We start from the raw sequence: 252 nt of genomic DNA on the forward strand, positions 1-252 counted from the left end.
GCTTTATAACGGATTTTAGACAGCTCGTATGACATTTTTTTGAAGCAATCCGTCACATTTTACTTACATGTACATCCCACCGTTCACCGGGATTGTAGCCCCAGTGACGTATGCCGCACCGTCGGATGCAAGAAAAGCGACCACAGAAGCGATCTCTTGAGCTTGTCCCAGACGACCCAGCGGAATCTGCGTCTGCAAGGCTTCACGCTGTGCTTCAGGCAGTTCGCGCGTCATATCGGTGTCGATCGCCGC

At 52.0% G+C, this 252-nt stretch carries 1 protein-coding gene; it reads right to left on the reverse strand.

Annotation, left to right across the window (positions count from 1 at the left end; translation table 11 throughout):
• Window positions 1-63: 63 nt before the first annotated feature.
• A partial coding sequence (locus ACIOZM_RS31560; protein WP_401221542.1) for an SDR family oxidoreductase occupies window positions 64-252 on the reverse strand: 189 nt, incomplete at its 5' end.

The organism is Pseudomonas sp. NPDC087346 (genome assembly GCF_044744235.1).
GTDB lineage: Bacteria > Pseudomonadota > Gammaproteobacteria > Pseudomonadales > Pseudomonadaceae > Aquipseudomonas.